24 protein-coding genes are annotated in these 25,282 nt (G+C 68.3%); 11 read left to right on the forward strand and 13 right to left on the reverse strand.

Translation table 11 applies throughout. The annotated features are described in order from the left end of the window. From DM816_RS18140 to DM816_RS18150, 3 genes are all read left to right on the forward strand, one after another. Positions 1-828, forward strand: an 828-nt coding sequence (locus DM816_RS18140; protein ID WP_162907590.1) for an AAA family ATPase, incomplete at its 5' end; no start/stop codon positions are given. A 287-nt stretch (positions 829-1,115) separates the two neighbouring features. After that, a complete protein-coding gene (locus DM816_RS18145; protein ID WP_117211432.1) occupies positions 1,116-2,033 on the forward strand; it encodes a hypothetical protein in 918 nt (305 codons plus the stop codon). 52 nt (positions 2,034-2,085) lie between these two features. Then, on the forward strand, positions 2,086-3,288 hold the full coding sequence (locus tag DM816_RS18150) for an LPXTG cell wall anchor domain-containing protein (RefSeq protein WP_117211433.1): 1,203 nt from the start codon (positions 2,086-2,088) through the stop codon (positions 3,286-3,288). A gap of 156 nt (positions 3,289-3,444) precedes the next feature. Here the strand turns inward: DM816_RS18150 and DM816_RS18155 are convergent, their stop codons facing one another. The 8 genes from DM816_RS18155 to DM816_RS18190 all read right to left on the reverse strand — a co-directional run bounded on the left by DM816_RS18155 (position 3,445) and on the right by DM816_RS18190 (position 12,839). Then, positions 3,445-5,667, reverse strand: coding sequence for a peroxidase family protein (locus DM816_RS18155; protein ID WP_246002021.1), 2,223 nt, complete (start codon positions 5,665-5,667; stop codon positions 3,445-3,447). 106 nt (positions 5,668-5,773) lie between these two features. Next, the gene (locus tag DM816_RS18160; RefSeq protein WP_162907591.1) at positions 5,774-6,361 is read right to left on the reverse strand and encodes a helix-turn-helix domain-containing protein; all 588 of its coding nucleotides are present in this window, start codon (positions 6,359-6,361) and stop codon (positions 5,774-5,776) included. Positions 6,362-6,642: 281 nt separating this feature from the next. Further along, entirely contained in the window at positions 6,643-8,145 is a 1,503-nt protein-coding gene (locus DM816_RS18165; protein ID WP_170318837.1) for an alpha/beta hydrolase, read from the reverse strand. A gap of 157 nt (positions 8,146-8,302) precedes the next feature. Next, positions 8,303-9,376, reverse strand: a complete 1,074-nt coding sequence (locus DM816_RS18170) for an ATP-dependent DNA ligase (protein WP_117211437.1) — start codon at positions 9,374-9,376, stop codon at positions 8,303-8,305. A 9-nt stretch (positions 9,377-9,385) separates the two neighbouring features. Beyond that, positions 9,386-10,216, reverse strand: a complete 831-nt coding sequence (locus tag DM816_RS18175; RefSeq protein ID WP_117211463.1) for a DNA-3-methyladenine glycosylase family protein — start codon at positions 10,214-10,216, stop codon at positions 9,386-9,388. 21 nt (positions 10,217-10,237) lie between these two features. After that, complete coding sequence (locus tag DM816_RS18180; RefSeq protein WP_117211438.1) at positions 10,238-11,617, reverse strand: SDR family oxidoreductase; 1,380 nt, start codon at positions 11,615-11,617, stop codon at positions 10,238-10,240. A 147-nt stretch (positions 11,618-11,764) separates the two neighbouring features. Continuing rightward, positions 11,765-12,247 carry a hypothetical protein gene (locus DM816_RS18185; RefSeq protein ID WP_117211439.1) on the reverse strand — a complete coding sequence of 161 codons (483 nt, stop codon included), beginning with the start codon at positions 12,245-12,247 and terminating at the stop codon, positions 11,765-11,767. Between the two features lie 40 nt (positions 12,248-12,287). Further along, positions 12,288-12,839: a type 1 glutamine amidotransferase domain-containing protein gene (locus tag DM816_RS18190; RefSeq protein ID WP_117211440.1), complete on the reverse strand. Its 552-nt coding sequence runs from the start codon at positions 12,837-12,839 to the stop codon at positions 12,288-12,290. 164 nt (positions 12,840-13,003) lie between these two features. Between DM816_RS18190 and DM816_RS18195 the strand changes: the two genes are divergently transcribed. After that, positions 13,004-13,432 carry an ester cyclase gene (locus tag DM816_RS18195; RefSeq protein WP_117211464.1) on the forward strand — a complete coding sequence of 143 codons (429 nt, stop codon included), beginning with the start codon at positions 13,004-13,006 and terminating at the stop codon, positions 13,430-13,432. Positions 13,433-13,556: 124 nt separating this feature from the next. Here the strand turns inward: DM816_RS18195 and ligD are convergent, their stop codons facing one another. Continuing rightward, on the reverse strand, positions 13,557-14,579 hold the full coding sequence (gene ligD, locus DM816_RS18200) for a non-homologous end-joining DNA ligase (protein WP_117211441.1): 1,023 nt from the start codon (positions 14,577-14,579) through the stop codon (positions 13,557-13,559). Between the two features lie 30 nt (positions 14,580-14,609). Here ligD and msrB point away from each other — a divergent pair, with 30 nt between their 5' ends. The 3 genes from msrB (at position 14,610) to DM816_RS18215 (ending at position 19,625) form a co-directional block, all read left to right on the forward strand. Continuing rightward, the gene (gene msrB / locus DM816_RS18205) at positions 14,610-15,014 is read left to right on the forward strand and encodes a peptide-methionine (R)-S-oxide reductase MsrB (RefSeq protein ID WP_117211442.1); all 405 of its coding nucleotides are present in this window, start codon (positions 14,610-14,612) and stop codon (positions 15,012-15,014) included. Between the two features lie 55 nt (positions 15,015-15,069). After that, positions 15,070-18,144 (forward strand): AfsR/SARP family transcriptional regulator, encoded by a 3,075-nt coding sequence (locus tag DM816_RS18210; protein WP_162907592.1) that lies wholly within the window; start codon positions 15,070-15,072, stop codon positions 18,142-18,144. Between the two features lie 71 nt (positions 18,145-18,215). Next, a complete protein-coding gene (locus DM816_RS18215) occupies positions 18,216-19,625 on the forward strand; it encodes a carbohydrate binding domain-containing protein (RefSeq protein ID WP_162907593.1) in 1,410 nt (469 codons plus the stop codon). Positions 19,626-19,652: 27 nt separating this feature from the next. On the opposite strand, the gene DM816_RS18220 is transcribed toward DM816_RS18215, so the two are convergent. From DM816_RS18220 to DM816_RS18230, 3 genes are all read right to left on the reverse strand, one after another. Beyond that, positions 19,653-19,892: a hypothetical protein gene (locus DM816_RS18220; protein WP_162907594.1), complete on the reverse strand. Its 240-nt coding sequence runs from the start codon at positions 19,890-19,892 to the stop codon at positions 19,653-19,655. Between the two features lie 79 nt (positions 19,893-19,971). Further along, the gene (locus DM816_RS18225; protein WP_117211446.1) at positions 19,972-20,523 is read right to left on the reverse strand and encodes a dihydrofolate reductase family protein; all 552 of its coding nucleotides are present in this window, start codon (positions 20,521-20,523) and stop codon (positions 19,972-19,974) included. A 31-nt stretch (positions 20,524-20,554) separates the two neighbouring features. Beyond that, complete coding sequence (locus DM816_RS18230) at positions 20,555-21,691, reverse strand: citrate synthase/methylcitrate synthase (protein ID WP_117211447.1); 1,137 nt, start codon at positions 21,689-21,691, stop codon at positions 20,555-20,557. Between the two features lie 66 nt (positions 21,692-21,757). Here DM816_RS18230 and DM816_RS18235 point away from each other — a divergent pair, with 66 nt between their 5' ends. Continuing rightward, positions 21,758-22,948 (forward strand): citrate synthase, encoded by a 1,191-nt coding sequence (locus DM816_RS18235; RefSeq protein WP_117211448.1) that lies wholly within the window; start codon positions 21,758-21,760, stop codon positions 22,946-22,948. Here the strand turns inward: DM816_RS18235 and DM816_RS18240 are convergent. Then, positions 22,924-23,958 carry a suppressor of fused domain protein gene (locus DM816_RS18240; RefSeq protein ID WP_117211449.1) on the reverse strand — a complete coding sequence of 345 codons (1,035 nt, stop codon included), beginning with the start codon at positions 23,956-23,958 and terminating at the stop codon, positions 22,924-22,926. The two genes, DM816_RS18235 and DM816_RS18240, sit on opposite strands and share 25 nt — an antisense overlap. A gap of 64 nt (positions 23,959-24,022) precedes the next feature. On the opposite strand from DM816_RS18240, the gene DM816_RS18245 reads away from it, so the two are divergent. The 3 genes from DM816_RS18245 to DM816_RS18255 are packed head-to-tail and all read left to right on the forward strand — an operon-like array spanning position 24,023 to position 25,241. Then, positions 24,023-24,502, forward strand: coding sequence for a GNAT family N-acetyltransferase (locus DM816_RS18245; RefSeq protein WP_117211450.1), 480 nt, complete (start codon positions 24,023-24,025; stop codon positions 24,500-24,502). Continuing rightward, entirely contained in the window at positions 24,499-24,735 is a 237-nt protein-coding gene (locus DM816_RS18250) for a hypothetical protein (protein ID WP_117211451.1), read from the forward strand. Before DM816_RS18245 ends, DM816_RS18250 begins: the two co-directional genes overlap by 4 nt. Next, entirely contained in the window at positions 24,732-25,241 is a 510-nt protein-coding gene (locus tag DM816_RS18255) for a GNAT family N-acetyltransferase (protein ID WP_117211452.1), read from the forward strand. The genes DM816_RS18250 and DM816_RS18255 overlap by 4 nt, the downstream gene beginning before the upstream one ends. Positions 25,242-25,282: the final 41 nt, after the last annotated feature.

Raw genomic sequence — 25,282 nt, forward strand, 5'->3', positions numbered from 1 at the left:
CTGGGCCCGCCGAGCGCCGACCGCGACGACCTGGGTGTGGCCTGGCGGGCGCTGGCCGAATGGGCCGCGACGCAGGCCGCCGACACCGAGAAGCAGCGCGACAAGGTGCGGTCGCAACTGGACGGTGCGCGGGCACGGGTGGCCGAGGTGAGCGGGGCGCTCGACCGGCTGTTCACCGACGTGAGCCTGGCCAAGCCGGCGCCCGGACAGCATCGGCAGGCGGCGGCCGTGGCCATGGAGCGGGCGAGCGCCTCGCGCGAGCAGATCCTCAAGGCGCGTGCGCAGGCCGATGCGCTGCGCCGGCAGCGGGCGGAGGTGGAGGCCGAGAAGCTGGTCGCGACCGCGTTGGCAAACCACTTGCGGGCCAACAACTTCGAGGCGTGGCTGCTGCAGGAGGCACTGGAGGCACTCGTCAGCGGGGCGTCGGGCATCCTGCGCGAGCTGACGGGCGGGCAATACGACCTGATCCACGACGAGCGCGAGTTCTTCGTGGTCGACCATCACGACGCGGGCCTGCGGCGTACTGTCAGGACATTGTCAGGCGGCGAGACCTTCCAGGCCTCGCTCGCCCTGGCGCTCGCGCTCGCCGACCAGCTCGGGGGCATGTCGTCCAGCGCGAGCCTAGAGTCGATCATGTTGGACGAGGGATTCGGGACGCTCGACGCGTCCACCTTGGACACTGTCGCCGCGACGCTGGAAAACCTTGCGGCATCAGGGAATCGGATGGTCGGTGTGGTGACCCACGTGGCCGGGCTGGCCGAGCGGATCCCGGTGCGCTTCGAAATTACCAAGGATGCTCGAAGCGCGCGAGTGGAACGTATAGGTTAGAACATATACATGGCCGAGCTTGCGAGGACATCGGTATTGCCGCGAAATCACCCGGGACGTCATCGCGAGGCGACGGGGAGCCTCACCGCGCATAGCCGTGAGGCGCGGAGCGGCGTCGAGCTGCGCGGTGGCGCCTGGAGCGGCGGGGCGCGGAGTTCTGACGCGCGGGACGGCGGTGCCTGGAACTTCGGCACGCCGAGCGATGGCGTCCGGGGCGGCGGGGCGCGGAGCGATGGCGTCCGGGGCGGCGGGGCGCGGGAGAGCGGCGCACGGAGCGGCGGTGGCCGATGAGATTTCATGTCGATGCGTGGAGTCCGACTTATGGGGCGAGCCGTGAGGCGGAAGGGGGTCCGGGCGAGTCGAGCAGCGCCAAGCTCGACACCGACATCGAGCTGGACGCCAAGCGGTGGCGCGCGATGGATCCGCCGTCCGCGGTGGCCGCGCCGCGCCGGGTGCTGCTCGTCGACGGCGTTCGCCGCACCGACGCGCGGATCTGGATCGGCGAGCACCCCGGGCTGGCCTGCTCCTATGCTGCCGGGGTGGTCGAGTGCACGCCGGGCGCGGCCAAGCTGGCCGACGCCAAGGTGCAGCGCACCATCTTCACGTCGGCCGATGAAGTGTCCGATGTGGGCAGCACTCCGGCCCTGTACCGTACCGAATCCATCATCGGCGCCGACGAGAGCGATCTGGCCAACGCCGTGCAGCGGTCGCTCATCGAGCTGGAAATCACGGTGTCGGCGGCGGCACGGGCCGACGACGATCTGTTGATTGTGGACGGTCCGCTGCGCAGCCGGGACGCGCTGCCGCGCACGCTCGGCTACGTCAAGACGCAGCAGAAGCAGTATCTCCCCGATGCTCTGAGCCGGGTCGCCACATCGCTGCGGCCGGGGCAGCGCACGCCCATCTTCCGCATCGCCGGGGTTTATGAGCGCCTGACGTGGTATCTGCGGCTGCCCGGCGGTGGTGGGTCGCCTTGGGCCGGCATGGTGCGCGTCGAGTGCTCCACCGAGCTGCCCGAGCACGTCGCGATCGGCCTGGCCGACCTGTCCGCCGTGACCATCCCCCGGTTCGCGTCGGTGTCCTATAAGGACCCACGCGCGCCGCAAAACCTCGTGCCCATCGCGGGTCTGGAAAAGCGCCTGCGGCAACTGCTCGGCGACCCGAAACTGTTGCACCGCGGGCTGGTGCGGGCAAGCCAACGCTGATTCGGCCGAAAGTCGGATCGACACGGCATCGGGCGGGCGCGAGACTCGCGCGGTGGCGAAATGGATCGTGGCGGGAGCGCTGATCGCGACTGTCGTGTCGGGTGCGGCGCCCGCGGCCGGCGCGGCGGCGCCGAGTGCGCGATTCACCAACGTGTGCGGTGGTGTCACCGTCACCACCGATGCTCCGGCCGGAGCGGACGTCAGGATCAGCCGCGACGGCAAACCGGTCGGCGGCTTCCCGCTTGCCGGCGGCACGTTCACTATCGGCGCGCACGAAGGACTCAGTGTAGGAGTAGCGATCGGCGGCGCGCCGGAGGTCACCCACCGCTACTCCGATCCCGCCAACTGTTCGAGCGGGTCCGGCGCGACGCCGACCTTCGACGATTTCTGCTTCGGCGGGGTTTTCATCGATTGGTTCGGCACGAACCGCGCCGTCGCCACGGCTGCGGCAGGATTCATCGTGACGGTGAACGGCACGCCGCATACGGTCCCCGCGGGACCGACCTACTACTACGCCGACGGCGTCCCCGACAACGCGGTGATTGGCGTCTATATGGACCTGCGGGGTGGCGAACGTGCCTTCTACGCCGGGCACGTCTACCGCGCACCCACCGGTTGCGGGACAAGCAGCCTGTCGGTCCGGTTCACCGATCACTGCTACGGCGTGCGCGCCGACGTGACCAGCACCGCGTCAGGCATTCAACGCTGGGGCGCCTTCCACGGACAGACGGCCGTGCCGCCCGTGTGGGTGCGGGGCAACTCGACCGCCGTGCAGCAGATTACCGGCGTAGCCGAAGGCACGGCCATCACGCTCAAGCTTCTGACCCCGCCCGGCACGGAAACCGAGTTTGCCACGCACACCTACCGCACGCCTGCCGCGTGTGCGAGCCCTTGGAAGACCGCAGTGTCGTTCGTGGACACCTGCGCCGGCACGTCCGTGACCATCACGAGTCTCGCCGACATCCGCGAGTACTGGATCGACGCCGACGGCGTACGGCATTTGGTCCTACTGGCTCTGGGCGAGTCGAAGACCGAGGACGTGCGGGGCGCCACGGTCGTGGTGAGCGCCGGTGGACGCATGGAGGGCGACCCGGATCGGACGGTCGCGACGCACACCTACACCACGCCATCGGGATGCGGTGGGCTGCCTGTCACCGGGGCGCGCACGGCAACGATCGCTGCGAGCGGGGCGATCATCGCGCTGCTCGGGGTGGGGGTCTTCGTGCTGGCGAGGCGGCGTCGTGTGCCGCGCTGAGCGATACACACGGCACGACACACGACGCGTTGATCATGAAGTTACCGTCACGACACGCCGTCGAGCATGGACGTGAGTTCATGATCGACGCAGGGCGGAGACTCGAAATAAGGCGACGCGGGGCGGCGACGCGGGGCGGCGACGCCGAAGAGAGGGCTAGGTGATGACGAAGCAGGGCATGTTGTTGAGGGTGAAGCTGGCTGGTTCGGGGTTGACGGCGTTGTCCCAGCTGCCGTTGAAGCCGAATTGTCTTGTGCCGCCCGGTGAGATGCTCTGGTTGTAGCCGGGCGGGTTGGTGACCGTCACATTCGGCCCGCTTTGGCTGACCACCCCATCCCACAGCAGCGTGACGCTCTGGCCGCTGGGATTCTTCCAGCGCAGCGTCCAGCCGTTGACAGTGTTGCCGGTGAGGTTGGTGACGGTCGCGATGACCTGGTATCCGCCGTTCCACACCGTAGTGAAGCCGAAGTCCACCTCACATCGCGCCGACGGGGCATCACTGACGAGGAACACGTTGCCGTTCAACTCCTCGCGCGGGATGTCGGTGTTGAGCGCGATGATGTCGCCGAGGTTGCGCCGGAAATCGATGCCATAAGTGGACCGGATGGACGAAAGGCCGGGGTCGTTGGCGAAGAAGAACCGGTCGCCATCGCGCAGCCGCTCGAACTCCCGCTTCCAGATCGCCAGCTGCAGCTCGCCCATGTCGGCGCCCGGTAGGTGCTGTTCGGCGATCATTCCAGTGAAGGCATCGATATTGTTCACGTTGCCGTAGATCGCCCGCAGCTTGGCCGCGATGGTGGCCCGCCGCACGCCGCGCGTCGGGTCGCTTTCGGCCTCCGGGCTGCCCAGCTCGACCGGGTCCCCGCCGAAGTTGAACAGCTGCAGGAAGTCCAGGCTGTTCGGGTTGTCGATCCCGCTGCCCGCCGGGAACTGGTCGGTGGCCTCGCCCGTGATCGCCGTGAACGACGTCTTGGCGGACAGCCCGTAGGCCTGGCGCAACTGGTTGTATGACGGCATGCCGTGGTCGCGCCCGCGTTCGATGTCGATGGCTCCCAGATCCACGACGCCACGGAAGCACTCCGGCAGCGTGGGACCGTCGAGGCATTCAGGGTTGCCTGGAACCGGTACCTGGAAAAGAACGCTTCTCAACTGGTTGTCGATCTGCTCGTCGTTGCTGTACTGCGCCTCCAGGCCAATGCCCTGCAGCAGCGGGCCGAGCTGAAGCTGCTCGACCAGGTTGGGGTTGAAGAACGCCACGTTCAGCGGCACGGCGATCTCGATGTCGTCGCCGTCGATGGCGAGCTCAAGTCCTTGTGCCTCGAAGGAATCCAGGGTTGCCTGGGAGTAGCGGGCGACCTCGGTCTCCAGCTCGATCTCACCGTGGATCATGCTGTGCGCCCGATATCCGACCGTCGCGAACTCGTTGGACAGCGTCGCGTCGACATTCGACCTGTATCCCGTGTACGGAGCCAGGTGCACGCCCAACGCGGGAAGGAACTCGTGGTACGTGATGTATTGCTGTTCCGCGATGACGACCCGCCGCGCGATCTGGAATCTGTCCTCAGCGGACAGTGTCGACGGCAGCAGGTTGACGATCCGGTTGTGCTCGCGAGCAAACAGCGTGTGCGTCGCGGTGAGGGCGATGTTTTCGTTGGCGCGCACGTCTCCGGCCACGGCCGCGCGGTTGGGCGTGGCCCGCAGCAGCCCGTCGACCTCCATCACGGGCGCGGCCGAGGGATCGCCGCGCGAGTCGCGCCGGGGCAGGTATCCGCCGGGCAGGAACATCCGCGCACTATCACGCAGCCAGGTCAGCCGCGTGGTGTCGGGACCGTAGACCGCGGCCGCGTCAACATACGAACTCACCGTGTTGACCTGTTGCCGCGGGTTGTTCACGCCCGTGCCGTCGGCGGCAGTCGACCGCACAAACGGGATGAACCCAAGCGTGTTCTCGAACTCTTCCAGCGGGTCGTTGGCGTTGAACGGGATGTTCATCGCCTCGCCCGCCGGGTCACCGGGCGCCCGGCCAAGCCGCAGGCCGAAGGTGTGGTCCAGGAATTGTCCCCAGGTGAAGCCCCATTGCGTCACGTTGCGTTCGGAGAACAGGTTCTGGGCGACGTCGTTGAAGACGCGGTTGCTGACCGCCCGGGAATTGGGCCCGGTCACCGGCTGGCTCCTGCCGTCGGCGTAACGGGCGGCCGTCACGCGCGAGTACGGCAGGTCGGCCTGCCCCCAGGTGGGGTTGGCGCGGTTGTTGCCGCTGCCGTTGAGCGACTGGATCTCGAAGGGCACCGCCGCGGTGGCCGGGCTGTTCCCGACGATGACCAATGGCAACCCCAGGAGCAGGGACAGCGCGATGCTGAGCCTCCTGTTGGATTTCACTTCCCCTCCTATATTGGAGTTTGGGAATGTTCAAAACAACCGCAGGCTATGGCCACATGTTCATCGGACGACAGGAACGGATAACCATTAAGGGAACGCGAATCCCTTAAGGGACATCGTCCTCGGGCACCAGACCGAACGCGTGGGCGACTGCCACCGCCGCCGCTCTGTTGTGGACACCGAGTTTGCGGTAGAGCCGGGACAGCTGGCTTTCCACGGTCTTGGGCGCGACGCCGAGGCTGTTGGCCATCTGGCGCATGCTCGCCCCATGCGCGGCCAGGCGCAGCAATTCCTGCTCGCGCCGGCTGAGGTCCATATCGGACGCCATGGGGTGCGGCCGCGGGTCGAGCAGGCCCATGTTGGCCACACTGCTGACAGCCAGGGCCTGGCTGTGCGCGCCGAGCTTGGCGAAGATCCGGCGCTTGTGGTTTTCGACGCCGCGCGCGCCGATCCCGAGCAGCTTGGCGATCTCGGGTACGGTCAGGCCCGCGCCGACCAGGCGCAGCACGGCCAGCTCGCGGTCGGTCAGCCGGGCCTGCCGGGCCGAGTGGTTCAGGCTGGGCCGCTGGGTGAGGTGTTCCTGCAGCACGGCGATGAGCGCGGCGTAGCCGCGTTCGTACGACACGAACAGCTGCGCGCCGCAACCGGCGAACTTGGCATGGCAGGCCGGCCCCACACCATCGGTAATTATCACTACACTCAGCGTGGGCCAGCGCTGCGTGAGGCTGCGCAGCCCGATCACCGCACCTTCGACATCGGTGGATACATCGATGACGAGGACCTCCGGTCGCCTGAGGCGACAGAGGGCCGTTAGCTGGGCCCAGTCATGTGTATGCCCAGCTACTACAAAATCCGGCTCGGTGGACAGGCACATGGCCAGTGCCTCACCGATCAGTCTGTGCCTCGAATGAACCGCCACAGACAGGGGCCTGGCGGCCATGAGTGAACTATATATCAGAGTTGGGAAATGTCTGCCTATGCCGCCGGGCAGACCGTGCCCTCCTTGGGCGTCTCAAGATTTATCAGGTACCGGTTGACGGCCGCGGTGATGCAGCGAGTCTCCGGATAGGCGGTGTGCCCCTCACCGTCCCACGTCAGCACGACGCCCACCCCCAGCATCGCAGCCAATTTGGGGGTTTGCTCGTATGGCGTGGCAGGGTCACCCTTCGTGCCCACCACGAGAATCGGCGGCGCACCCTCGGCCCGGCCCGTCGGATAAGGGTCGCGCGCCGCCGGCCACACCGCACACGTCATCAACGAAATCGCCAGGGGCGCGCCGAACAGTGGATACTTTTGGCGCCATTCGCTTTGCAGGGAACGGATGCGCTCGACCGTCACCGGGTTGGCCTCGTCGGCGCAGTTGACCGCCGCGTTGGCGTCGAACAGGTTGGTGTAGTCGCCGTTGGGGTTGCGGTCGGCGTAGGCGTCGGCGAGCCCGAACACGCCGTCCGTGTCGCCGGCCGACAGCTCGGCGAGCGCCGTCCCGAGATCCGGCCAACGGTCCTTCGTATACATTGCGGAGATAACGGCCCATAGGATCCAGCCCGGTGTGGCCTCGCGCCCGTCCTTGTGCGAGATCGGGTTGTCGTAGGCCTGCTCGATGAGCTTCTCCACCACCGCGCGTGCGTCGCCGTCGAGCCGGCACCGGCTGCGGTTGTCATCGCACCACGCGGCGAAGTTGTTGAACGCGCGCTCGAAGCCCATCGCCTGGCTCTCCGACGACTCGACCGAACTCACCGTCGGATCGACCGCGCCGTCGAGCACCAGTGCCCGGATCTTCTGCGGGTAAAGCTGGGCGTAGGTCGCGCCGAGCAGCGTGCCGTAGGAGTAGCCGAGATAGGTGAGCTTCGGGTCGCCCACGACCTCGCGGATGCGGTCGATGTCATGCGCCGCCTGCTCGGTCGAATACAGCGGGAGCCGGTCGCTGTATTTGGCGGCGCATCCTTGGACCATGCGCTGCGTGAGCGCGACGATCTCGTCGAATGCCTGCTGCGACACGGGATCCGGGTCGGCGCCAAACGAAGCGTCCATGTCTTGGCTCGTGTAGCACTCGACCGGCGACGAGCGCCCCACCCCGCGCGGATCGAAGCCCACGATGTCGAACCGCCGCGTGATCTCCGCGGGGAGCCCCTGCGTCAGATAGACCGCCAGGTCGAACCCCGAGCCGCCCGGCCCGCCCGGGTTGACCAGCAGCGACCCGATCCGGTCGCGCTGATCGCTCGCTCGCGCCCGGATCACCGAGATTTCAAAGGTCTTCCCGTTGTCACGGTGGTTCCAATCCTGCGGCACCGCGACCTTGCGGCAGGAGAAGGAGAATCCGGACGGTACCCGCCCCAGCACGCCACGTGCGTCCGAGTTGCAGTTGGTCCAGCCCGGATCGGGCTGCGACTCGCGCGCCGGCCCACCGAGCGGGGGTATCGGCAGGCAGCACCCGCCGAGCGTGAGCAGCACAGCGACAAGAGGGGCAAGAAACCTCACGTTCGCGAGCCTATCCGACAGTGGCTGTGTCTCGCGGCCGCGTCTGGTCTTCCTCGCGGCTTCCTCTAGCGAGCCGCCGGGCTGTGTCTCGTGGCCGCGTCTCGTCTCGCCTCGGCCCCCCGCCCGCCGCGATCGACTGCAAGCCGCGCGGCCTCCTCTAGCGAGCCGCCGGGCCGAGCACGTCGTCCACGCTCAAGCTGAGCGGGCGCTCAAGCTGGTCGTAGGTGCACGACCCCGGCTCGCGGTCGGGCCGCCAGCGCTTGAACTGCGCGGTGTGCCGAAATCGATCGCCCTCCATGGCATCGTAGGCCACCTCGACCACGAGCTTGGGCTCCAGCGGAATGAACTCCAGGTTCTTGGTGCCGCTCCAGCGGCTGGGCGCACCCGGCAGGCGCTGACCCTCCACAGTGGACCCCAGCCACGGATGCGTGGCCGGGTCGCGATACGGCGCGATCTCGTCGACCAGCTCCCGCCTGCGCTGCATGGAAAACGACGAACTCACGCCCACGTGGTGCAGCGTGCCGTGCTTGTCGTAGAGGCCGAGCACGAGCGAGCCCACGATCCCCTCGCCCTGTTTGTGCCAGCGGAACCCGGCCACGACGGCGTCGGCCGTGCGGGCGTGCTTCACCTTGTACATGAGTCGCTTGCCGGGCTCGTAAAGCGTGTCGGGCAGCTTGGCGATGAGGCCGTCGAGGCCCGCGCCCTCGAACTCCTCGAACCAGCGCAAGGCCTGGGCCGGGTCGGTGGTCGCCGGCGTCAGGTGCACCGGCGGACCCGCGTCGGCCAGGATCTGCTCCAGACGGGCGCGGCGTTGCGCGAACGGCAGGCCGGTGAGGTCCGCGTCGAGCGCCAAGAGATCGAAGCAGATGATGTCCGCCGGCGTCTCCACGGACAGCTTCCGCACCCGGGAGTCGGCCGGGTGGATGCGCTGCCCCAGCAGCTCGAAATCCAGGCGCGGCAGCTTGCCCGCGTCGCGCCGGATGACCACGAGCTCGGCGTCGACCACGCAGCGCGCCGGGAACTGCGCCCGCACCTGCTCGACCACTTCGGGGAAGTATCGCGTCATCGCCTTCTCGGTGCGGCTGCCGAGCTCGACGTCGTCGCCGTCGCGGAAGATGATGCAGCGGAAGCCGTCCCACTTGGGCTCGTAGCTCATGCCCTCGGCGATCGGCAGCTCAGGCACGGCCTTGGCGAGCATGGGCTCGATCGGCGGGGCAAGCGTGAAGGTCATGAGCCCATTTCACCACGTCTTGAACTCGCGGATCGGCATACGCGGGCCATATCGGGGTGCGCCGATGCCTGCCGCCTCCAGCAGCAGGATCACCCGGCCGCGGTGACCACGAAACGGCTCCAGCAATTCGAGCATGCGCTCGTCGGTGCCGCGCGGCTCACCGGCCAGCGCCCAGCTCACGATGTTTTTGAGGTGGAAGTCGCCCACGCTGACCGCATCGGGGTCGCCGAACACCACCCGGACCACCTCCGAAGCGGTCCACGGGCCGATCCCCGGGATCGACACGAGCCGCTTGGTGAGCTCCTCGCTGGTCTGGCACTGCTGCAGGCGCGGCATCTCGAACGCCGCGCGCCGGATCGCGTCGGCTCGCTTCTGCTCCACGCCGAGCGGATGGAACACGTAGTAGGGCGTTGCCGCGACCCGCTCCGGCTCCGGCGGCAGCAGGAGGTCGTCGCGCGGGCCGGGCGCACGTTCCTTGAAGTGCCGCACTATTGCCGAGTATCCGCGGTAGGCCTCCGTGCCGGTGACCTTCTGCTCGCAGATGTTTCTCAAAAGCCTATGAAATATCAATCTGGTACCGGGAAAGCGCACACCCTGATGTTCGTGTGCGAGCCGCTGGACCAGCGGATGCGGCGACGGGTCGAAGCCCGTGAGATCGTCCTCCAGCCCGAGCATGCCCGGGGCCCGCTCAGCGAGCCAGTCCCCGCCCGGCCCATACGTCTCGGTCCCGCCCGTGCGGCGAAACGCGATCGTGCCCGGCCCGTTCGGGGTGCGGGCCGCGAGCCAGAACGCACCGTCGATCCAGCGGGCGCACGGGTCGTGCCGGCCGAAGCCGATCATGTCGAGCGAGCGCACGCGGGCTCACCAGGCCGACTTCTCGTAGTCCTTGAGGAAGCAACCGAACACGTCTTCGCCCGCCTCACCGCGCACGATCGGATCGTAGACCCGGGCCGCGCCGTCCACGAGGTCGAGCGGCGCATGGAACCCGGACTCCGCCAGGCGCATCTTCGTCGGGTGCGGCCGCTCGTCGGTGATCCAGCCCGTGTCGACGGCGGTCATCAGGATGCCGTCGCTCTCGAACATCTCACGCGAGCTGGTGCGGGTGAGCATGTTGAGCGCGGCCTTGGCCATGTTGGTGTGCGGGTGGCCCGGTCCCTTGTAGCCCCGGCTGAACTGGCCCTCCATCGCCGAAACGTTCACCACGTATTTGCGTCTGGCCGGTGCGTTGCGCATCGCCGCGCGCAACCGGCTCACCAGGATGAACGGGGCGGTCATGTTGCACAGCTGCACTTCGAGCAGCTCGATCGGATCGACCTCGTCGACGACCTGCACCCACGAGTTGGTCGCGTCGAGGTCGGGGATGAGCCCGCCCGCATCGATCGCGGTCGAACGAGCGCGCAGCGCGAGCGCGGTCACGTCGGCCGGGTGCGGCATGGACTGGATGGCCGCGATGGCCGGGCTCTCGCCCGTGTAGTGGCCGAAGCGCACCACCTCGGGCCCCTCGATCTGGTCGGCCTCACCCGCGATGAGCGCCGCGTAGGCGCCCGGACTGCGCCGCACTGTCTGGCACGCGTTGTTGATCAGGATGTCCAGCGGACCGTGCCCGGACACGTCGTCGGCCAGCGCGATGACCTGAGCCGGATCACGAAGGTCGATGCCCACGATGCGCAGCCGGTGCATCCAGTCGGCGCTGTCGGGCTGCGCCTGGAAGCGGCGGATCGCGTCGTTGGGGAAGCGCGTGGTGATGGTCGTGTGCGCGCCGTCGCGCAGCAGACGAAGCGCGATATACATCCCGATCTTCGCCCGGCCGCCGGTGAGCAGGGCCCGCTTGCCGGTCAGGTCGGTGCGGGCGTCGCGCTTGGCGTGGTTGAGCTTGGCGCAGTCGGGGCACAGCTGGTGATAGAACGCGTCGACGAGCGTGTATCGCTCCTTGCAGATGTAGCAGGCGCGGGGCCTCTGCAAAACGCCCGCGGTCGCCCCCTCGGCACGCGAAACGAGCGGGATCCCGGCGGTCTCGTCGTCGATGCGGCCCGGCGCGCCGGTCGCGGTGGCCGACGTCACGGCGTCGTCGTTGGCCAGCACGGCTTCGCGGGCCATGCGGCGGCGCTCCTGCTTGACGGCCTTGAAAACGGAGGCCGTGGCGCGGCGCACGCGGACGGCGTCGGGGTGGTCATGCGGGAGTGCCTCGACCTGCTTGAGCACGTCGAGGCACACTTCAAGCCGGGCGGGGTCGATGTGCACCCGGCAACTCTACTGCGCTGATCGTGAACGGCGCCCTGGCCCTGCGCCGCAAGGAACGCCGCCTTCGTGGCCGCACACGAGCAGCCGCCCGCTCGGATCGACCCTCATGCCACGGCAACGGCGCGGCCATCCGCCCGGCCGCACCGGTTACGGCCTGCGCCCGCCCAGCGCGGCCGCACCCACCAGCCAGCCGACGAACAGCCCGTAGACGGCGCCACCACCGGCCTGCTGGAACGCGTTGAGCACGGTCGGGCCGGCGAACACGAACGCCGAGATCAGGCCCGCCAGCGCGGCGGCGAAGATGAACGCGGCCCACCCGGCGAGCAACTGGCTGATCCCGCCGCGCACCGAGGCCAGCTGCGAACCCGTAAGCAGCATAAGGAAAAGCGCCGTGAAGAACACGACCAGGATCGCCTTGAGCACCGCCGCGAACGCGTTCTGCACCGACTGGTCTTCGTCGAAACTCCAAGCCGGCCAGGCGAACTGGCGCATGAACCAGCCGCCCGCCGTGTTGGCGTCGGTGCTGGAGTTGGCCCAGCGCACGAACATCGGACTTCCCCCGATGAGCACGAGCAGCAGGGCGACAAGCGTCCCGGCGCCGGTGGCCGTCCTGTAACGAGAGATAGCCATGGGGCGATAAGTCCCCATGGCCCTGGACCGTTAAACCTGCCTATCTTCTGTGGATCCCCTCGGCGATCTCCTCGATTACCTTGTCGCAGAAGGCGGGCAGATCATCCGGCTTGCGGCTGGTGACCAGCCCTCTGTCCACATGCACCTGTTCGTCGACCCACTGGGCGCCCGCGTTGGTCAGGTCCCGTTTGAGGCTCGGGTACGAGGTCACGGTGCGCCCGTCGACGACGTCCGCCTCGACGAGCATCCACGGGCCGTGACAGATCGCGGCCACCGGCTTGCCCGCGTCGAACATGGCGCGCACGAAACGCACCGAGTCGGGGTCCATGCGCAGCTTGTCCGGGTTGGCCACGCCGCCGGGAATCACCAGCGCGTCGTAGTCGTCCGGGCTGGCCTGCTTGACGGGCCGCTCCACGGGATAGGTCTTGGACTTGTCCATCCCCTGGACCGCCTGGATCTGGCCGGGCTTGGGCGAGAGCAGCTCCACCATTGCCCCGGCCTTCTCGACCGCCTCGCGGGGCTCCGTGTACTCGATCTCCTCCACGCCGTCGGTGGCGAGGAAGGCGACTCTTTTGTTCTCCAATACGCGCATATGACGGGCGTTCCCCACCGGCCGGCCGCTAATCATAGGACCGCCTCTATGAGTCCCGCATGCCGACGGGCCCGGACCGGCAAAACCGGCCTTTTTACCTGCCCGTTCATGTACTGGCGCCGGCCGCCCACCGGAGGAAAATGATCACTGAGGGGGTGACAACCATGGGAGAAGCACGTGAGGTACTTGACCGGCTGACCGCCGCGGTCACCGAGACGCACGACGTCAACGCCGTCGTCAACCTTTACGCCGACGATGCCGTGGTGGTGTCTCCCGACGGGGAGATGAAGGGCAAGCAGCAGATCACCGACTGGTGGAAGATGTTCGTGGAGGGCTTCCCGGACGCCAAATACGAGTATGTGAGCAAGCTCGAAACCGGCGACCGAGCGGCCGACGAGGGTTATTACATCGGCACCCATCGCAAGGAGATCAAGACGCCCACGGGCGAGACCGTCAAGCCGACCGGCAAGAAGATCAAGATGCGCTCCGTCGATGTGGCGACCGTCAAGAACGGCAAGATCAAATCTCACCACGTCTACTATGACGAGGCCGAGTTCATGCGCCAGCTCGGGCTGGCGGAAGCGAGCCGATAACCGCTCGCGGCGCCACGCCGCCGCCTAATGGTGAACGCGTGCACCACCAGTGCGCCGACTCGCCGACGCGGTGACCCGAGGAGGCGACGACGACCGGGCGGCCGGTCCCGCACGACCGGCCGCTCTACTCCGACGTCTCCCAGTTGGCCAGGTTGATCTTGCTAGGCTGCACGCGGGGTGGCTCGCCGGGCATTTTCGGGTAGTCCGGCGGATAGGGCATCTCACGGTCGTCCTTGGCCCACCATTCGAGCACGGTCTCCAGGCCGAACGCCGTGTCGTTCATGCCTTCCCAAGCGTCGCCGCGCTTGTGCAGCAGCTGGGGCACGGTGCGCAGGTCGAAATCGTCGGGTTCCACATCGGACAGTTCATCCCACGTGACGGGCGTGCTGACGGTGGCGCGGGCGTTGGCGCGCAACGAATAGGCGGCAGCGATCGTGCGGTCCCGGGCCATCTGGTTGAAGTCCACGAACACGCGGCTGCCGCGCTCCTCCTTCCACCACGCGGCCGTGACGCCCTCGGGGTCGCGCTTTTCGAGCTCGCGCGCGATCGCGATGGCCGCGTGGCGCACGTCGATAAACGTCCACTCCGGACGGATGCGCACGTACACGTGCACCCCGCGCCCGCCCGACGTCTTGACGTAGCCCGTCAGGCCCGCCTCGGCGAGCACCTCGCGCAGGTGATCCTTGGCGACCCGGGCGGCGTCGGCGAAGTCGGTGCCGGGTTGCGGGTCGAGGTCGATGCGCAGCTCGTCAGGGTGGTGTGTGCGCGGGACCCGGACCGGCCACGGGTGGAACACGACCGCGCTCATCTGCGCCGACCAGGCCAGGTGCGCCGGCTCGTCCGGGCACAGCTCGTGCGCCTTCCGCCCGCTCGGGAACTCGATCTCCGCGGTCTTGATCCAGTCGGGCGTGCCTCTGGTCGGTACCCTCTTCTGGAAAAACATTTCTCCGTCGATGCCGTCGGGAAATCTTTGGACGGCGGTCGGCCGGTCATGGATGGCACGCAGCATCGGCTCGGCCACCGCCACGTAGTACTCGAACACGTCACGCTTGGTGTAGCCGCGCTCCGGGAAGTAAACCTTGTCGGGGCTGCTCAACCTTACGGTCCTGTTACCGACCTCGTACTCGGCCGCATCGGACTTGGGCATAGCACGACGGTACAGCGTACGGTTCATGTTATGGAGCAGATCTCCTCTCTGACCGATGACGAATGGCAGGTCCGGCTGAGCCCGGAAGAGTTCCGCGTGCTGCGGCGCGGCGGCACGGAGCCCGCGTGGACCGGCGAATATGTCAGCACGAAGACGCCCGGGACATACCACTGCCGCGCCTGCGGGGCCAAACTGTTCGACAGCGTGACCAAGTTTGACAGCCACTGCGGCTGGCCCTCGTTCGACGAGGCCATCCCGGGCACGATCAAATACCTGGAGGACCGCTCGCACGGCATGGTCCGCACCGAGGTGCGCTGCGCCAACTGCGACTCCCACCTCGGGCACGTGTTCTACGGCGAGCGCTTCACCGACAAAGACGCGCGCTACTGCATCAACAGCATCAGCGTCCGCCTGGAGCCCAGCGAGCCGGCCTGAGCAAGCCGGCCTGAGCAAGCCAAGACGTCCGCCGATTCTGGCCGGGGAGGGGCGTTTGCGGTTCGAAATCCTGGGTCCCGTGGTGGTCCGTGCCGAGGGAAGGCTTGTCCCGATCGGCCGGCCACGGCAGCGGGCCACACTGGCCTATCTGCTTTTGCACTCCAACCGGGTCATCAGCGTGGAGACGCTGGCCGAAGCGCTGTGGGGCGGTGCGGCCCCCGCCACGGCCCGGTCACAGATCCAGGCCGATATCTCGGCGCTGCGCAAAGCGTTGCGCACCATCGGTGGGGACGGGGTCATCGGGTCGCACCCCGCCGGTTATCTGGCCGATGTGGACGGTGTGGCCGGTGCGCAGCTGGACTATCGCGAGTTCGACCGGCTGGTCGCCCAGGCCCGCGCCGTCGACCAGCCGGAGCTGGCCGCATCGTTGCTGCGCCAAGCGCTCGGGCTGTGGCAGACCACCCCGCTCGCCGACGCCACGGCGGCCTACGTGCCCGGCATGCGGGCTCACATGGAGGCGCAACGGCTGGCCGCGTACGAACGGCTGGCCGAGGTCGAGCTGGAGCTCGGGCGGCATGCCGACCTGGCCGCCGAGCTGCCCTCGGTGGTCGCGGCCCACCCGACCCGAGAGCGCCTCCGCGCCGCGCTCATGCTGGCGCTGTATCGATGTGGCCGCCGCGCCGACGCGCTCGCCCTCGCGCGTGACCTTCGCACCTGGCTGGCGGAGGAACACGGGCTCGACCCGGACAGGGTGATCACCGACCTGGAGCGGCAGATCCTTCAGGACGACCCGGCAATTGCCTTTACTTCAAATCACCATCTGGTACCAGCCCAGCTCCCCGCTGACGTGGCGACGTTCACCGGGCGCGACCGCTATCTCAAGCAGCTCGATGAGTTGATGCGGGCGGGGCCGGCAGCGGTGGTCATTTCCGCGGTGGCGGGCGCGGCCGGGGTCGGCAAGACCGCACTGGCCGTGCACTGGGCACACTCCGTGCGCGACCGGTTCCCCGACGGGCAGCTCTATGCCGATCTGCGCGGCTTCACCCCGCGCACCCCGCCGCTGCGCCCGATCGATGTGCTGGCCCGGTTCCTGCGCGCGCTCGGCGTGCCGGATCCGGTCATCCCCACCGAGCTCGACGCGGCGGCCGCGATGTTCCGCACGGTGACCGCCGACCGGCACATGCTCATCCTGCTCGACAACGCCCGCGATGCCGACCAGGTCCGGCCGCTGCTGCCGGGCGGGCCGGGCTGCCTGGTCCTGGTCACCAGCCGGGACCGCCTGGCCGGGCTGGTCGCCCAGGAGGGAGCGGTCCCGGTCCGGCTCGGCGCGCTCACCTCCGAGGAGTCCGCGTCGCTGCTGGCCGAGTTGCTGGGGCCGGAGACGGCCTCCGCGCAGCCGGACACGGTCGCGCGGCTGGCCCGGCTCTGCGGGCACCTGCCGCTGGCGCTGCGCATCGCCGCCGCCAACCTGTCCACCCGGCCGGGGATAACGCTCGATGAATACGTTGCGGCCCTGAGCACGGGCAACCGGCTGGCCGAGCTGGCCTTCGCGGAAGACCCCCAGGCCGGGGTGGCCGCGACCTTCGACCTGTCCTACACGGCCCTCCCGGCACCCGCGGCACGCCTGTTCCGGCTCATCGGCCTGGCCCCGTGCCACGACGTGGACGCGGCTGCCGTGGCAGCCCTGGGCGGGATCACCACTGTCGAGGCGGTCGGCCTGCTTGGGCTGCTCACCGCGGCACATCTGCTCGACGAACCGGCGTATGGCCGATACACCTGCCACGATCTGCTGCGCCATTACGCCGCAAGCCTCGCGCTCGGCCAGTCCTCGCCGGCAGGGTCCTCGCCGGCAGGGTCCTCGCCGGCAGGGTCCTCGCCGGCAGGGTCCTCGCCGGCAGGGTCCGAAAAGGACGAGGCGCTGACCCGGCTCTATGCCTACTATATGAGCCACGCCGATGCGGCGACCGAGCTGCAGTACTGCGAGACGTTGCGCCTGCTGGACCCGGCCGACTTCCCCACGACCGAGGCGTCCTTTCCCGACAAGCAAACGGCGGCGTCGTGGCTGAAAACGGAGGCACGAAACCTGTTCGCGGTCATCAACCACACCGCCGAACACGGCCCGCGGCGCGCGTCCTGGCTGCTGGCCGACGCGATGCGGGGCTATTTCTGGTTGCATCCGGAGACGGTGGACCTGCTCGCCATCGCCGAGACCGCGCTGCGCGCAGCCGAGGCCGACTGTGATCTGCGGGGCCAGGCGGCGTGTCACCGCAGTCTCGGCACCATACATCGGACACTGACCCACTTCGACGAAGCGATCCGCCGGCATCGCCTGGCGATCGCGTTCAGCCGCCAAGCGGGCTGGACCGACGGTGAGGTGGCCGCGCTGGACGGCCTGGCGACCGTGTATTGGCAGCGGAATGAGTTCGGCCGGACTCTGCTGCCCTTTCGGCGGGCGTTGCGGCTCAGCCGGGGCGAGCGCCATTGGTGGAACGTGGCCGTGCTCCTGCACAACCTCGCCACCATCCACTATGGACTGGGCGATCTGCGGGCATCGCACGATTGCCTGACCGAGGCGCTGACCCTGCGCCGCAGGCTGGGGTCGCGTTGCGGCGAGGCCTTTGCCCTCAACGAGCTGGCCGAGCGGGAACACCAACTGGGCCGACCCGAAACGGCGCTTGAACTGCTCGCCGCGGCGATGCCGATCCACGAAGAGATGCGAGACTTGCGCGGTCAAAACATGGTCCTGCGGCGGCGGGCCGCCGTCCATCGGGACATGGGGCGGCTGGATCGAGCCCTCGATGACGCTCGTGCGGCGGTGGCGCTGGCCTCCACTTTGGACCACCTTTGGGAGAACGCCCACGCGATCCATACGCTCGGCACGGTGGAGAATGTGGCCGGATATCCGTCCCGCGCGGTTGAGCTCTTGCAACAGGCGCTGCAGATGGCGCGGGACATGGGCACCCAACACTTCGAGGCGCAGGTCCGGATTGGACTCGGCGAGGGCTATCGCGGGCTGGGCCGGCCCGCGGAGGCGGCCGCGCAGCTGAGTCAGGCCCTGACCATCTCCGTCGAACGCGGCTTCCGGTTGCTCGAAATCCGGGCCCGCGACCTGCTCCAAGATCGCGTATAGCGGACGTATCAACGGATACATATCCGTGCCTTCAATGATCGGGGACAAGACATCGACATTGGAGGTTTGTCTTGTCCTGGAAGCGAGGTCTGCCCCTTGTCGCGGTGGCATCGGCGTTTCTGGTGGCCATGACCGCCACCCCCGCCAAAGCCGTGTTCAATCCCATCGGCACCGAGCCCACCGCCCCCTACGCCCAACCCGTGGACGCCGCCGTCCCCAAGCGGGGATGCGCCACAACGATCGCCGACCCCAAGTCACCGGGAAGCAGCATCCCCGCCGTGCAGGTCATCTATGCGTGGCACGACGGCAACGGCAACAACTACGCGACCTATGTCGAGAAGATCGCCAAAATCATGGACCGCATCGACTGGCTTCTCGACAACTCCACCAATTACGACCAGCACGTCAACTTCAGCTGCCGCACTGGTTTCGACACGAGCACGTACAACGGCTACGCGCAGGCCCTGGTGGTACCGGAAAAAATAGAGGCCGGGAACCTCAGCGGCGAAACCGGCCTGGGCACCATCGTCGCTGATCTGGCCGCGGCCGGCTACAACGACAGCCCCAACCGGATCTACCTGGTGTTCGAAGACTTCGATGGCACCGCCACCGCAACGGAGGTGGGCTGCACCGTCAGTCCATGCGTGGCCAGCACGGACGACTGGGACTCCGGCACGGCCGGCCACGAGCTGATGCACAGCATGGGCGCCGAGCACACCTACATCACCGAGGTGCCGAACGCCACCTACGGCAACGACATCATGATCAGCCAATACAATGACTGGCAGTGGGACCAGGATTTCAACACCTACTACGACCCGAGCGAGCTCTCGGCGACCTTCTATATCGATCAGTACCAGGGCATCGGTGAGCCTTCGCCGGACTACCGCAAGGACAACCTGGCCGACCACCCGATCCTGACCGCGCCGGTCTGCTGCGACACCGGCTACAACTCCGATCTGCTCACCGCACAGGAGCGGACGATCGAGGCCAACGCCCCGTGGAGCAGCCCCACCGGGTTCAGCCTCTCGGGCGCCGGATGGTTCCAAGTCACGGCGCCCGGACCGGAGAGCGGCGTGTCGGCGCGCTACTACGACGGCCGGCGGTCGCTGACCGTGAACGTGCAGTCCCATGCCGAAGGTGTGGTGTCGGTGACCCGCAAACCAAGCGTCACGCCCGGCACCCGGTACCGCTTCTTCTCGCGCCTGACCACGAACACTTCAGGGAGCGTGAAGCTGCGCCTGTCGTGGTACAACTCGTCGAACACGCCTCTGTCCACCAACGACAGTTCGACCTTCGCCCTCGACTCGGTCTGGCGCGAGTACTCGGTCTCCGCTGTCGCGCCGGCCGGCGCGGCCACCGTGCAGATCTCGGTGGTCAGCCCGTCCGGGCAGAACTTCGCCTACTTCCTGGACAGCCTGCAACTCAACCAGTGCACCAACGGCGTCACCAGCGATGGCTGCCGCCTGCCGCATCCCTGATCCCGCCGACCCGATCGTGGCCCCGCTTCACGCGGGGCCATGATCCCCGCGCAAGGCGTCCGTTTGGCCCTCCTGTAGCGGCAAAGGAAGGTCCGGGTCCCGCGGATCGCTGTCCGGCCGCACCGAACTGCCGAACACGAGGCGGGTGCCGCCGGCCTCCGGCCGCAGGTGGAATTCGCCCCTGTACCACCAGCCGCCCTGCTGCGCGAACACTCCGGGCGCCACCGGCGCGAACGCGGGCATGCGCGCTCGCAGCCGATCCTCCACTGGCGACGGTGGCGCGGCGACGACTCCCGCGACGTGCTGTTCGACTACTTCGAGCGCGCGGCGACCGCCTACGAGGAGGCTACGCGCGAGGTGGATGCAGCTCGTAAGTCAGCTTCGCGAACTGGCCGTGACGCGTGACATCGGTCAGGTTGAGCCGGTCCGACAGGAGGCGCCTGGGCAGGACGGGCGCTCCGCCGCCGAGCGTCACCGCCGCCACGCCGAGAATGATCTCGTCGAGCCGGTTCTGATCGGCGAACCGGCCGACCAGCTCGCCGCCGCCCACGAGGTAGACGTTTTTGCCGTTGGCCGCTCTAACCATTTCATCGTGCACCGGTGCGACATCGCCGGACACGAAGATGAGATTGGCGTCGGGGATCGTGGGCAGGCTGCGATGGGTGAACACCCAGCAGGGCGTGTCAGCGTAATATCCACGCCACTCCCCGGGTTTCATGTTTTCGCGGCACCATTCGTAGGTGGTCGCGCCCATGCACATCGCGCCAACGTGCTCGAAAAACGCCGGGAAATCGTCCACGCCGCCGGTGTCGACCTGGAACAGCCAGGTCAGTGAGTTGTCCGGGTCGGCGATGAAACCGTCCACGCTTGTCGCGGTGTAGTACTGCGTCTTGGTCACCCGGTCAGCTTGGCATGGGGGTACGACCTTTTCAGCGAACGGGCACGGGTTGTGGGGGCGGTGGGCCGACGTAGCGGGCGCTCGGGCGGATGATTTTGGTGTCGCCCGCCTGCTCAAGGATGTTGGCGCACCAGCCGATCACCCGGCTGCACGCGAACGTGGGCGTGAACATCTCGCGCGGCAACCCGCACAGCTCCATCACCACGCCCGCGTAGAACTCCACGTTGGTGTGCAGTTCGCGGCCGGGTTTGAGCTCTGCCAGCAGGGCGAGCACACGCTGCTCGACGAGCACGGCGAAGTCGACCAGCTCGCCGCCGAGCTGCTGCGCGATGTCCTTGAGCATGCGTGAGCGTGGGTCCTCCGTGCGGTACACCGGATGGCCGAAGCCCATAATCCGGTCCCCCGCAAGGACTTTGGCGCGCACCCAGGCGTCGGCCCGGTCGGGCGTGCCGATCGCGTCGAGCGTGTCGAGGGCACGGCTCGGCGCGCCGCCGTGCAGCGGGCCGGACAGCGAGCCGATCGCGCCGACCAGGCACGCGATCAGATCCGCGCCCGTTGACGCGATGACCCGTGCGGTAAACGTTGACGCGTTGAAGCCGTGGTCCACGGTCGAGATGAGATATTGCTCGATCGCGCGGGCGTGCTCCGGCTTGGGCTCCTCGCCAGTGATCATGTACAGGTAGTTGGCCGCGTAGAACAGGTCATCGCGCGGCTCGATCGGCGCGAGGCCGTTGCCGAGCCGGTAGAGCGCGGCCAGCAGCGTGGGCGTGAGCGCACAAGCGAACAACGCGTCGAGGCGCCTCTCGGCGACGTCGGTGTCCAGCAACGGGCGGATCCCGCGCACTGCGCCGGCCAGCGAGAGCGCCGTGCGGAACGCCTCCAGCGGGGACCCGTTGCGCGCGATGGTCTCCAGGGCCGGTAGGAGCCGCGCGTCGAGGCGCATCAGCGGGCGGATCTCGGCGGTGAAGGCGCGGCGCTGCGCCTCGCCGGGCAGCGTGCCGTCGATGAGCAGGTGCCAGACCTCCTCAAGGCTCACCTTCCGCGCCAGCTCGACGGCCGAATATTGCCTGTAGTGGTAAAAGCCCTCCAGCCCACGCACATCACCGATCTCGGTGTCCGTCACCACCACACCCTTGAGCCCTCGTGGGACCGCGATCGCCTCAGTCATGTTTCGACTGTCGACGACGTTGTCATGTATTGTCAATGTTGACGAGTCAATATAAGGGAAGGCGCGATGCACCTCACAACCGAGCAGGTCGCCCGGCGGCTGGGCGTCAAGCCCGCGACCGTCTACGCCTATGTGAGCCGCGGCATGCTGCACAGCGTGCGCGCCCCCGGCGGCGGCAAGGGCAGCGTGTTCGACGAGGCCGAGGTCGAGCGGCTGGCCCGCGCCTCGCGCCGCGACCGGACCCCGGCCATCCGCACGCGAGTCTCGGTGATCCGCGACGGCCGCCTGTTCTACCGCGGGCATGATGCCGCCGATCTGGCCCGCACCAATGGTTTCGAGGAGGTCACCGATCTGCTGTGGACGGGCCGGTTGCAGGTGCTGACGTTCGACGCGCCGCAACCGATGCTGGCGCTGGCCCGTGCCGCAGGGGAGCCGCTGCCCGACGCGACCCGCCTCGCCGACCGGCTGCGCATCACCACGGCGGTGGCCGCCTCAACGGACCCGTTGCGGTTCAACACCCATCCCGAGGCGGTCACGACCACCGCGGCGGCGTTGCTCGCGACGATGGTCGAGGCGCTGCCTCTGCTCGGCGACCTGCCGGCCGACGGTTCCGTTCTGGCCGCGCGGCTGTGGCCCCGGCTCACGGAGAAACCGGCCACCGCGCAGGGCATCGCCGCGCTCGACGCGGCGCTCGTGCTGCTGGCCGACCATGGGCTGGCGACGTCAACGCTCGCGGCGCGTGTGGCCGCGTCGTCGCGTGCCGATCCCTACGCGGTGGTGACGGCCGGCCTGAGCGCGTTTGACGGGCCGCTGCACGGTGCGGCCGCCACGCACGCCCATCGGCTGCTCGCCGACGCGCTCAACACCGGCGACGCGGTGGGCGTCTATGCGGAGCGGCTGCGCACCGCGGGGCACGTCGAGGGATTCTGGGAGGGGTCGCATGCGCGCTATCCCGACGGCGACGCCAGAGCCGTTGCGCTCATGGAATTCTTAAGGGATCTTCCGGTACCGATAAGGGTCCGCAAAGCGTCCGAGGGGTTGATGAAGGCCGCCTCGGCCCGGTCTCCACGCCGCCCCAACATCGAGTTCGCACTGGCGATGCTGGTGCACGCGTGCGGGATGCGCCCGGACGCCGGCGAGGCGATCTTCGCGATCGCACGGACGGCCGGGTGGATCGCGCACGCGCTGGAGGAGTACGAGGAGCCCGGGCTGCGCTTCCGGCTTGAGGGCAGCTATGTGGGCGAGCCGACGATATAGAGCACGTTGCCGTCCTCGTCGCGAATCTCGGTCGGGACAATCTCCACCGACAGTCCGCTCGCGACAGTCGTCACGCCCGCCATCGGGGTGAGCGCATCGGCAAGCGGCCCAAGGAGTCCGGCCGGCACGGTGACGGTCAGCCCGGCGTCGGTTTCCGTCCGCGCGAGCGCGTCGCCCGGCTCGAACGTGAGCTCCCGATCGCTGGAAAACACGGTCAGCGGGCGACCGAACGGCAGGCGGCCCTTGAGCGCGGTGGCAATGCGCGGCGCGGCGTGCGCACCGAGCACGATCCGCTCGCCGGTCCAGTCGAGCTGGGTCACATAGCTGGACGAGCTCGACGAGCCGTCCCGCGCGATGCCCTGCGCGACGGCGGCCGCGACGGCCGGGGCGTCGAGCGTGCACGAGCGGTCGATGTCGGTCACGAGCAGCGGGAGTGCCTCGCTCAGCACACCGAACAGGCTGGTCGCGCTCCACGCCTGGGCCGCGTCGTATTCGGCCTCGGTGAGCCCGATGACCTGCAGGAAGGCGAGGCTGCCGTGCGGCGTGGCAATCTCGCCCAGCTCCGGATCGAGGGCGAACCCGACGTAGCACAGCCTCGTTTGTGGATTGTCCAAACTGATCGGTCCGTTGAGGTCCATGTAGTGGCCGCGGCCGAAGACATTGCCGGTCGTGAACACGTAGCGGCCAAGGTTTTGCAGCAGCCCGACCGCCCAGCGCGGCGGCTCGGTCTCGCCGTCGCGCCGCGCCGCGCGGAACGTGAACTCGAAGCCCCAGCCCGACTCGTCGGGGTCGTCGGACTCCTTCTCGTAGAGCTCCGACATGCCATAGCTCACGTAGTGCCAGTGGTCGCCCCGGTCGTAGATGCTGACCCCGTCGAGCGGATCGGGCCCGCCGAGGCGCCACTTGAGCATCGTGGCCAGGTGGTACGGCTCCACGCCCGGATAGATGGTGTTGAGTGCCTTGTCGATCGCGTCCCACCCGGGCGCTTCGGACTCCAGATCCGCTGTCATGCCGGGCAGCCTACTCGCCCAAAATGCGGTGCGAGCCGCCGTGTTGCGTCCGTAGGCTGGACGGGTGTTGATCAGGGAAGCGGGGGCCGACGACTGGCCCGGGATCTGGGCGATCATCCGGCCGGTGGTCGAGGCGGGCGAGACGTTCACGTGGGACCGGGATGTGTCGCAGGAGCGAGCGCGGGCCATGTGGACGGCTGGGCACGCATACGTCGCGGTCGATGAGAGTGGTGCCGTGCTCGCAACCGCTGAGCTGCACCGCAATCAGGGCGGCCCGGGGTCGCACGTGGCCAACGCCGGCTTCATGGTGAGCCCCTCCGCGCAGGGGCGGGGCGTCGGCCGTGCGCTGTGCGCGCACGTCCTGCAGGAGGCGCGCCGGCTCGGATACCGTGCGATGCAATTCAATGCCGTGGTGGAGACCAACGTGCGGGCGGTGCGGCTGTGGCAGTCGCTCGGCTTCGAGATCCTCACCACCGTGCCCGAGGCGTTCCATCACCCGAACAAGGGTTTCGTCGGGCTGCACGTGATGTACTTGAAGCTATGAGAGGCGATTGGGTGGAGATCGTCGTCGATACCGGGGGCCAGGCGCCGCTGAACTACGAGGTGAAGGCCACGCGGGCGGGGCGGCGGGTGGAGACATCGATCAGCCGTGGGGTGGTTGAGGTGGCCGAGGTGACGCGCGGCGGCACGCCGGTGCGCACGGCCCGGTTCATGGCCAGCCGCGTCCTTGCCCTGGTGGAACACCCCGTCCCGCGAGAGACGGCGGGCAAGGAGTGATTGTCAGGCGGGAGCGGGCCGGCGATGTGGCGGCCATCCGGGAGGTCACGCTCGCGGCGTTCGAGACCGACCTGGAGGCGAAGCTGGTCGATGCGCTGCGCGCCGATCCCGGCTGGATCGCACGCTTGTCCCTGGTCGCGGTCGAAAACGAAGTCGAGGTAGGCGGCGAAACCGTTGTGGGGCATGTGGTGTGCACGCGTGCCCAGATCGACGGCCGCCCGGCGCTCGGGCTGGGCCCGCTCAGCGTGCTGCCGGCGCGCCAGCGAACGGGGGTCGGATCGGCGCTCATGCATGCCGTGCTCGGCGCGGCCGAAGCACTGGGCGAGCCGATCGTCGTGCTGCTGGGGCATCTGGACTACTATCCGCGCTTCGGCTTCCGCCCGGCGGCCGAGCTCGGCATCACGCCACCGGATCCCAACTGGGGCAACCATTTCATGGCCCGCCCACTGTCCGATTACGACAGCAGCCTGCGCGGCGAGTTCGCCTACGCCAAGCCGTTCATGTGATCTCGAAGTTCGCCATCACGGCCAGGACGCGTCGGCGAACA

The organism is Allorhizocola rhizosphaerae (genome assembly GCF_003426775.1).
Lineage (GTDB): Bacteria > Actinomycetota > Actinomycetes > Mycobacteriales > Micromonosporaceae > Allorhizocola > Allorhizocola rhizosphaerae.